10 protein-coding genes are annotated in these 8,154 nt (G+C 70.2%); 6 read left to right on the top strand and 4 right to left on the bottom strand.

Translation table 11 applies throughout. The features are described 5' to 3' along the window. Nucleotides 1-226: 226 nt before the first annotated feature. The 3 genes from AB0E14_RS38565 to AB0E14_RS38575 form a co-directional block, all read right to left on the bottom strand. On the bottom strand, nucleotides 227-979 hold the full coding sequence (locus AB0E14_RS38565; RefSeq protein WP_362429860.1) for a GntR family transcriptional regulator: 753 nt from the start codon (nucleotides 977-979) through the stop codon (nucleotides 227-229). Nucleotides 980-1,184: 205 nt separating this feature from the next. Beyond that, a complete protein-coding gene (locus AB0E14_RS38570) occupies nucleotides 1,185-2,309 on the bottom strand; it encodes a hypothetical protein (protein ID WP_362429863.1) in 1,125 nt (374 codons plus the stop codon). Nucleotides 2,310-2,318: 9 nt separating this feature from the next. After that, nucleotides 2,319-2,990, bottom strand: a complete 672-nt coding sequence (locus AB0E14_RS38575; RefSeq protein ID WP_362429867.1) for a phosphoglycerate mutase family protein — start codon at nucleotides 2,988-2,990, stop codon at nucleotides 2,319-2,321. 48 nt (nucleotides 2,991-3,038) lie between these two features. Here AB0E14_RS38575 and AB0E14_RS38580 point away from each other — a divergent pair, with 48 nt between their 5' ends. From AB0E14_RS38580 to AB0E14_RS38605, 6 genes are all read left to right on the top strand, one after another. Continuing rightward, the gene (locus tag AB0E14_RS38580; protein WP_362429871.1) at nucleotides 3,039-3,983 is read left to right on the top strand and encodes a phosphotransferase; all 945 of its coding nucleotides are present in this window, start codon (nucleotides 3,039-3,041) and stop codon (nucleotides 3,981-3,983) included. Continuing rightward, nucleotides 3,976-4,992 carry a hypothetical protein gene (locus AB0E14_RS38585; RefSeq protein WP_362429874.1) on the top strand — a complete coding sequence of 339 codons (1,017 nt, stop codon included), beginning with the start codon at nucleotides 3,976-3,978 and terminating at the stop codon, nucleotides 4,990-4,992. The genes AB0E14_RS38580 and AB0E14_RS38585 overlap by 8 nt, the downstream gene beginning before the upstream one ends. Nucleotides 4,993-5,018: 26 nt before the next feature. After that, nucleotides 5,019-5,834, top strand: coding sequence for a class I SAM-dependent methyltransferase (locus AB0E14_RS38590; protein ID WP_362429877.1), 816 nt, complete (start codon nucleotides 5,019-5,021; stop codon nucleotides 5,832-5,834). Continuing rightward, nucleotides 5,831-6,613 (top strand): class I SAM-dependent methyltransferase, encoded by a 783-nt coding sequence (locus AB0E14_RS38595; protein WP_362429880.1) that lies wholly within the window; start codon nucleotides 5,831-5,833, stop codon nucleotides 6,611-6,613. The genes AB0E14_RS38590 and AB0E14_RS38595 overlap by 4 nt, the downstream gene beginning before the upstream one ends. Nucleotides 6,614-6,797: 184 nt before the next feature. Beyond that, nucleotides 6,798-7,046 carry a hypothetical protein gene (locus AB0E14_RS38600; RefSeq protein ID WP_362429883.1) on the top strand — a complete coding sequence of 83 codons (249 nt, stop codon included), beginning with the start codon at nucleotides 6,798-6,800 and terminating at the stop codon, nucleotides 7,044-7,046. A 65-nt stretch (nucleotides 7,047-7,111) separates the two neighbouring features. After that, the gene (locus AB0E14_RS38605; protein ID WP_362429886.1) at nucleotides 7,112-7,423 is read left to right on the top strand and encodes a hypothetical protein; all 312 of its coding nucleotides are present in this window, start codon (nucleotides 7,112-7,114) and stop codon (nucleotides 7,421-7,423) included. A 330-nt stretch (nucleotides 7,424-7,753) separates the two neighbouring features. On the opposite strand, the gene AB0E14_RS38610 is transcribed toward AB0E14_RS38605, so the two are convergent. Further along, entirely contained in the window at nucleotides 7,754-8,053 is a 300-nt protein-coding gene (locus AB0E14_RS38610) for a hypothetical protein (RefSeq protein WP_362429889.1), read from the bottom strand. Between the last annotated feature and the right edge of the window lie 101 nt (nucleotides 8,054-8,154).

The following is an 8,154-nucleotide window of genomic DNA, read 5'->3' on the forward strand; positions in this document are numbered from 1 at the left end:
AACGTCCTCTGGGCCCTCCTCCGCGACGGGCGGTGCTACGAGCTCACGCCGCCGAACACCCTCGCAGCTTGACAGACGACATTAGGAATCATTGAGCCGCAAGTCATGGCTACCGACTTGACTCTCACCACTATCTACCAGGCGCCTGCCTGATCTCCGGCGTCGGCGTCCCGTTCCGGCGCCCTTGGCGGGACGCGCCGGGCGCCGGGCTCGGACGGCTTGTTCATCAGCCGATGATGTCCAGGGTGACGCGGTGGTGGAGCTGTGCCGAGGTGATCGTCACGAACACCGTCTCGCCCTGGGAGCTGCGGGTGATGCCGACGATCCGGAAGCCGGGGGATCCGGCCGGGATGCCCAGGGCCGCGCAGACGGTCTCGTCCATCGGCTCGGCGGTGATGACGGACTCGGTGCGGGCGACGTCCCAGCCGAGCCAGTCCGCGACGCGCACGCCGGCCGGTGCCTTCGGTGACGTCTCCCCGGCGGGGGTGAGCATCGGCGGGGTGCCTTCGTACCCCTCGGGCACCTTGGCCGCGATCTCGTAGGGCATCACTGTCAGCTTGTGCTGCACCGGCACCCCGTCAACCGACCGGATGCGGGTGCGCTCGACGACGGTCGCGCCCTCCGTGATGCCCCACGCCGTCATCTGGGCCGGGGCGTCGAGCTGGCGTACCAGCGTCGTTTCCTCCGTCGCGGTCCCCGGGGCGGTGGGCTTCCACGCCTGGGTGACCGACAGGTCCGGGGGTGTGAAGGTGCCCAGGTGGGCGTCGGACTGCTTGGACGCTGCCACCCGGGTTCCGCTGCGGGCGTCGGTGCGGACCAGGCCGAGCGCGCCCAGTGCGGTGTAGGCGGCGGACGCCGTCTGTTGGCTCACTCCGTGTTCTGCCGCGAGGTCCCGTACGGTCGGGAGCTTGCTCCCGTGCGGGTACTCCCCTTCGATGATCTTCTGCCGTAGTTGCGCTGCGATCGTGCTGGCGTCCATGTGTGCCCTCCGACTCGGCGGCGTTCCCTGGCTCGCGCCCTGATCCTGTGTCAAGCCAGGACTTCAACTGTATTGACAGCGTGGGGTGCTGAGAACCGACCACTGCTGACAGGGCAGATGCGAACTGTGTTGACAGGGTATCGGGGCGTCCCTACTTTCAAGGAACAGCATCGCTCTTAAGGGCGACGCCGCCGGGCCGCCGGGTTCACCGCAGCCGGCCGACGGCGTCCCGGCCGGGGAAGGCGGGAAGCAGATGTGTCACCGTACGCGCGTCCATCAGCCAGCCCATGTCCCCGCTGCGCACCGCACGCCGCACCTCGCTGGCACCGCCTTCGGCTTCAAGGCCGGGCGGGGCCAGGGAGATCTTCCGGAAGAACTTCACCAGTGCGGGCAGCTTGCCGGGGTGGATGCCGCCCCGCTCGCGCAGCGCGTACAGCGGCAGGAACCACTCCTCGAACACCGCGCGCTGCGCGTCGCCCAGGCGGTGGACCTCGTAGAGCCGGCCGAGCAGCGGGTCGCCGTAGGGGACCTTGCCGTGGACGGCGTAGCCCAGCCGGATGTCTCTGTGGCTCCTGAACGGCAGGCCGTAGGCGGCGACGTGCGCGGCGGCGGTTTCGGTGGCCAGCATGAGGGCACGCTCGGCGCCCTGCTGCTGGGCGGCGGCCAGGACTGCGATGTGGAGAGCGGCACGGGGGTCGAGCACCATCCCCGGCAGTTCGAAGGGCGCCAGGCTGATCCCGTGTGCGCGGGTGCGGGAGAGGACGAGCTGGTCGGGGACGTTGCGGGCGATGTTTTCCAGGTGCGCCAGGCGCCGCCCGTGCACATCGTCCGGGCCCAGTACCGGGGCGCCGGCGGGTCGGCGGGCCGTCAGCTGGGGCACGCGCCTCTCCGTCAGTTCGGTGCTGCCGCACGCCTTGCACCCATGCGAGGCGATGCCCGCCATGTGAGCGCAGGACGAGCACACCACGGTGGCCGTCCTCTCCACGCTCAGGATGCCTGCCTCGAGCCGGTCGCGGATCATGTCGTGGGCGAGGCGGGTGACTTCCGGGTCCGCGTCGGTGAGCACTCCCGCGGCGGGCAGCAGGCCCTCGGGGTACTTCGCGCGGATGAGGTCCTGCTCGTGCTGGTTCCGGTCCGCGCCGGCGGCCGCGTCCGTTCGGTGGCGCAGGTCCCCTTCGAGGGTGACCGTGTTCCACAGGTGCGGCACCGCGGGCTCACCCAGGAGGGTGTTCAGGGCGGTGGCCGCGCGTATGCCCACGGCCTTGCCGGGCTTGTCGGCGAAGGTGAAGTCGCCGTTTTGGACGGGTCCGTTGAAGAAGGCGGTTCGCACGGTCTCTCCTTACGCGGAAGGCTCGATGACCTGCTGAAGCTCGTATGCGCCCGCGGCCGCCTGGTAGACGAGCACGGCGGCGTTGGGCAGCTTGCGGGCGCGCGATTCCTCGACGACCTCGGTCACCGGGCGCTGCTCCAGGACGGCGCGCAGGCCGAGGATCGCGGTGTGGTGGGTGAAGGCGACCACGTTGCGGCCGGCCTCGATGGCGCCGGAGGCGAGCAGTGCCAGGAAAGCGGTCACCCGCTCGTGGACTCCGACGGCCAGGGACTCGCCGCCCTCACCGGGCGGTGTCCACAGGTGCTTGCGGCTGCGGCGGTCGTCCGCCCCTTCGGGGAAGGTGTCGAACAGCTCCCGCATCGTCATGTAGGTGGCGTCACCGTAGTGCTGCTCGTTCAGCAGCCCCGTGACCTCCGCGGCGATCGCCGGCAGAGCGAGCTCGGCGGTGTCCCGGGCACGCCGGTACTGCGAGACGAACACCAGCGGCTCTTCCCCCACTACCTGAGGCAGGGTCTCGCTCAGCCACGCCGTCTGGTGAAAGCCCCGTGCCGTCAACCCGATGACATCCCGCGACAGGGCGTGCGCCGCTGCGCCCGCCCACGGCCGGGGGTCCTGGTAGAAGCCCTTGTACTTGTCGGCGTTCTCGACCGACTCCGCGTGCCGCACCACAGCCAGGATCATGCCGCCGAACGGTACGCCCCGATACCTCCCGAGAGAAGAGGAAATGCGATGGAAGATGAGTGGACGTTCGTCAAGAAGCGGACCGCGGCCGAAGGCGCCGTCTGGGTGAACCAGGACCGCTCCCGCTACCGGCGCACCGGGGGCCGGCAGCTGCAGAGCGAGGCGGTGTTCCAGCAGCGGATCGCCGCCCTGGGCTACCCCGTCCCCGCCGTCCTGGAGACCAGCTCCGTCGGCGAGGAGTTCTTCTTCGTGGAGCCCTCGCTCGGGCCGGAGTCGCTGCACGACGCGGCCTGGACGGCGGTCGGCGGCGCTTACGGTCCGATGCCCGACGAGGTGGTCGACGAGGCCGCGGCCGTCGGTGCCCGGCTGCTTACCGCCCAGGCCAAGCACGCCGAGCCGGCCACCCGCGACGCGCTGAACGCCTGGGTGAAGCAGGCCGGGTGGACGGTCAACGTCTTCGGCGAGAACCCCGACCTCGACACGCCTCGCACCCGCGTGGTGCTGGAGACCGTGCTGGACCGGCTCGCCCACACGCCGATGTGCTGGGCCCACTACGACTACGGCCTGCCCAACGCGTTCCCCACAGGGGTCATCGACTGGCAGCATCACGGTCTCGCCCCGGTCGGCTACGACACCTACCCGGCCCTTGAGGTGATCGCCTTCAAGGGCGGCACCAAGGGCTACTACGCCACCGCAGCCCAGCGCGAGCGGTACACGGCCGCGCTCGACGAAGCCGCCCTGCACGTCCTGGGGACCAGGCCGGGCCGGCACCTGGGCGAGTTCCTGCTCATCAAGGCGCTGTTCTTCCTCGCCCTCATGAAGCCGGCCGATCTCACGAACACCGACAAGGCCACCAAGTGGAACTACCGCCGCACCCTGTTCACGATGGGAGTCGAGCAGTATGAGCGCACCGGCCGTATCGACACCGCCGCCTTCCCCAGCCTCGACGCCTTCGCCGCTCAGCCTGAGCACTGCCGTACCGGCGGTGCGTGACCGGGATTACCTCCTCGACCGCCACGGCATCGTCTTCAAGGTCATCGGCGACGTCCACCCGCCCACCCACTACCTCGGGTACGTGAAGTACTACCCGGACGACAAGGGCGACCGGCAGTTATTCGGGCGCACCTACCGGCAGAACACGGTCGTCTCCAAGGCGTTCGGCATCCTCGCCGACCGGCCCGAGTGCTACCTCTACTCCGACACGATCGGCTGCGTCATCACCGGCGTGCCCCGCCAGGACGTCACCCGGCACTACTCCTGCCGCCACGCCCTGGCCGTCCTGCACCAGGCGCCCGAGCTCCTCGGCGACACCGCCGTCGCCCGGGACCTGAAGGCCGTCATCGACCGCGTCGTCGACCTCGGCGCCACGGACCTGCTCGGCGTGACCGGCTCGTTCCTCGTCGGCTGCTTCAACGCGCACTCCGACATCGACCTCGTCTGCTACGGCCCCCGCGGCTACGAAGCCGCCCGCGCACTCTTCTCCGCCCGCGACCTCATCCGCCCGTACGAGGGCGACGCGCTGGCCCGGCTCTACCTGCGCCGCGCCAAGTACATGACGGGCAGCTCCTTCGACGTCCTCATGCGGCAGGAGACCCGCAAGCTCCAGGGCCTCACGGCCGGGGCCGACGCACACATCAACTGCGAACCCCTTCGCGACGACGGCGACACCACGTTCACCGACGTCACCACCAAGGAGGTCGGCGCGATCAGCGTCGTCGCCACCATCACCGACGACGTCCAGGGCCTCGCCACGCCGGCGCTGTACGGCATCGGCGTGGACACCGTCATCCACTCCACCGTCGACGACCCAGAGGTCTTCGCCCGCCGCATCACCCACATGCGCTCCTACCTGGGCGCGTACACCGGGGCGTTCCGCACCGGCGACACCGTCTACCTGTCGGGCCGGCTCGTCCACACCACCGACGGGCCCCGCTCCGGCTTCGGCATCGAACTCACCCCCTGGACCGCCGCCGAGTCCTACCTCGCCACCCTCGCCCGATGACCCCTCCCCCGTGCAGGAGGCATGCTGTGACAGCCGACCCGCCCGCGCTGTTCGCCTCGGCAAGGAAGCACTACGCCCGCTTCCGCCCCTGGTACCCCGAAGAGTTCTTCGCGCTCCTGGCCGAGCGGTTCGGTCTCGACGGTACCCAGACGGTCATGGACCTGGGCTGCGGACCGGGCATGTCCGCCCTGCCGCTGGCGCCCCACGTCGCCCGCCTCTACGCCATCGACCCCGAACCCGGGATGCTCGCCGCCGGCGCCCGCCTCGCCGCCGAGCGGAGCATCACGAACATCGAGTGGGTCAACGGCGACTCCACCCAGATCACCGCCCTGGGACTTCCCCCAGTCGACCTGTGCGTCATGGCCAAGTCGTTCCACTGGTTCGACCGGCCCCGCGTCCTGGCCGACCTCGACACGCTCATCACCCCCGGCGGCGGCATCGTCATCGCCTCCGCAGGTCCCCCCGGCACCACGCCCCTGCCCGCCTGGGCGCCCGTCATCGCCGGAGTCCGCACCTCCTACCTCGGGCCCGTACGCCGCGCCGGCACCGGCACCTACCCCGAACCCGAAGACCACTTCACCGACACCCTGCGCCGCTCGCCGTTCTCCCACGTGGCGCTCACGTCCCTGAACCAGCACGTGACGCGCGACCTCGACCAGCTCATCGGACTCCAGCTGTCCAACTCCTACTCCACCCCCGCCCAACTCGGGGACCGCCTGGACGCGTTCACCCGCGACCTGCGCCGCACCCTCCTCGACCACGACCCCTCGGGCCTCTACGACGAGGTGATCCGCACCGAAGTCCTCATCGCCACCCGCCCCGGAAGGAGCACCACCCCGTGACAACCTTCGCCTCCGCCGCACACCACTACGCCGCCTTCCGCCCCCACTACCCCGAGGAGTTCTTCACGCTCCTCACCGACCGCTTCGGTCTCGACGGAACCCAGACGGTCCTCGACCTCGGCTGCGGACCGGGCACCATCACCGTGCCCCTCGCCGCACGGGCCGGCCACGTCCACGCGGTCGACATCGAACCGGCCATGATCAGCGAAGGCCGCAAGGCCGCCGCCACGCACGGCATCGGCAACATCACCTGGGCGTGCGGCGACGCCGCCGGCCTCACCGGCATGGGCCTGCCCCCGCTCCACCTGTGCACGATGGGCAAGTCCTTCCAGTGGATGAACCAGGACCGCCTCCTAGCCGACCTCGACACGCTCATCCGCCCCGGCGGCGGGATTGCCCTCGTCTCCACCGGCCCCCGGGCCAGCACGATCAGACCGGAGTGGCTCGACATCATCGAAAGCATCTGCACCGACGTTATCGGACCTGGCTACCGCCAGGAACACGGACCCGCCGCCCACCCCGCCGAAGGCCGGGACGACGCACTCGCCCGGTCCGCGTTCTCCCACATCGAGACCGCCCGCTGGGACCAGACCTTCACCCGCACCCTGGACGAGCTCGTCGGACTGCAGTCCTCCTTCTCCTACTCCAGCCCCGCCGTCCTCAGCACCCGACAGGCCGCCTTCGAAGAACGCCTGCGCCGCGAGCTCACCGCGTTCAGCCCGAACGGCGCCTTCGAGAACACCGTCCCCATCGAAGCTGTGATCGCCATCAGGCCGTAGCTGTCCGTCCGCTTGAAGCCCCACCGGCCTGCCCCGCCACCCCCTGCGGCGCACGACTCGGCAGGCCGGCCCGCGGCGAGGCGCGGCCGGTGTGCCACCCTGAAGGTGCCCGGTGGGGTCGCGCCCGCGAAGCCGACGCCGCCCCGCCGCGCACCAGCACCCGATCAGCGCAGGAAGGCCCGCCGTGGACAACACCGGCCTCGAGGGCAAGGACGTCGAGCACGAAGTCGTACTCCGCTTCCGTCCGGGCGGGCCGGCCATCTTCGGCGTGTGGTCCAGGCCCGAGGTGGCCGACGCGAAGTTCCTGGAGTGGCTCGGGACGCATGGACAGCCCGGCGCCGTCCTCACCCTGACCGCCACCACCGGCGGCGAGAGGCGCCCGGTGAAGAGTTGGACTCACAAGGGCGGTCTACAGGTGGCCGGAGCGGCCTGACCCCTGTACGGGACGGCCCAGATCATCTACCCGTGTCCTGGCCGGTCAGGAGCCGTTGAAACGGCATGGACCATGACACCGATGTCGTGACCGGCACCTACTCCGACGAGCCCCGCCTCGCTCTGCTCACGGTCACCGAAGCTCGTGAGACGGTCGAGCTGCTCCAGGTCCTCGAGCGGCTCGACCTGGACGAGCACGGCCAGGCGGCGGGCAGCTCGCCGCCGACCTCGCCCGTCGCCTGCCCTCTCCGTAGCCGGAGCCGTTGCGCCACGGCGGACACCGATGGCGGACGGAGTCTGCGGAATCCCTCCGCCAGTGATCGTCCGCACCTCGTAGTTCGGGTACAGCATATGAGCCTGCGACCAGCGGATTCCTAGGGGCGCTCAGCGCCCCGCCCCGTGTTTGACCCAGATGCTGACGCGGGCTCCCCGAGAGGCGTGCGGTGCGCGTGACGAGTGCGGCTCATGGCAGTTGGTGGAGCCGCCGACCGGCTCCCGTCGTGCGAGGCGTCAGCGTTCCGGCCGCGGGGCCAGTCAGTTGAGTCCGGGGAATGGTGGCCTCGACCGTCAGGCCCGAGACCACCATCCCGCACGCTGCTACCCGGCGCCGATCGGGTCAGTCTTCCTCGCAGTGCCGGGCGACTTCCTCAACGCTCCAGCCGACTGTCCGAGGCCCGCCGACCGTGCGCCCTGGCTGCTGGGAGCAGGTCAGACGGTTGCGGCGAGCCAGCCGATGGTCTCGGTGGTGTGCTTGCCGTCGCTCTTGGTGGCTCCGGCGTACACCTCGTTCAAGCGGATCAGGAAGCCGGTGGTGGTCACGTCGTGGATGCGGATGCCGGGCGTCTCCGGACCGTTGAAGGTCTGGGTCAGGGGGAGGACGACGACGCTGGCGCCGGGCGGGAACGGGGTGGGGAACGTGACGCGGGTGAAGGTCGACGTGTTGCCGCCGGCCGTCTCGATCGCGTTGTCGGACTTCAGGTCGATCTTGCCGGTCTGAATGAAGCTCATCACTGACGGGACCTGTCCCCGAGTGGTGGACACCTCTGAGCCCGGTCCCGGTAGGGGCCGGGTAGGAGGCATCTTTTATGGTGATGAAGGTCTACTCGCCC

The sequence above is a fragment of the Streptomyces sp. NPDC047981 genome (assembly GCF_040653315.1).
In the GTDB taxonomy this organism is placed as follows: Bacteria; Actinomycetota; Actinomycetes; order Streptomycetales; family Streptomycetaceae; genus Streptomyces.

Excerpts from the sequence above, each read along its gene's own strand:
- AB0E14_RS38565 (WP_362429860.1), bottom strand. The coding sequence starts at position 979 with ATGGACGCCAGCACGATCGCAGCGCAACTACGGCAGAAGATCATCGAA.
- AB0E14_RS38575 (WP_362429867.1), bottom strand. The coding sequence starts at position 2,990 with ATGATCCTGGCTGTGGTGCGGCACGCGGAGTCGGTCGAGAACGCCGAC.
- AB0E14_RS38580 (WP_362429871.1), top strand. The coding sequence starts at position 3,039 with ATGGAAGATGAGTGGACGTTCGTCAAGAAGCGGACCGCGGCCGAAGGC.
- AB0E14_RS38605 (WP_362429886.1), top strand. The coding sequence starts at position 7,112 with ATGGACCATGACACCGATGTCGTGACCGGCACCTACTCCGACGAGCCC.
- AB0E14_RS38610 (WP_362429889.1), bottom strand. The coding sequence starts at position 8,053 with ATGAGCTTCATTCAGACCGGCAAGATCGACCTGAAGTCCGACAACGCG.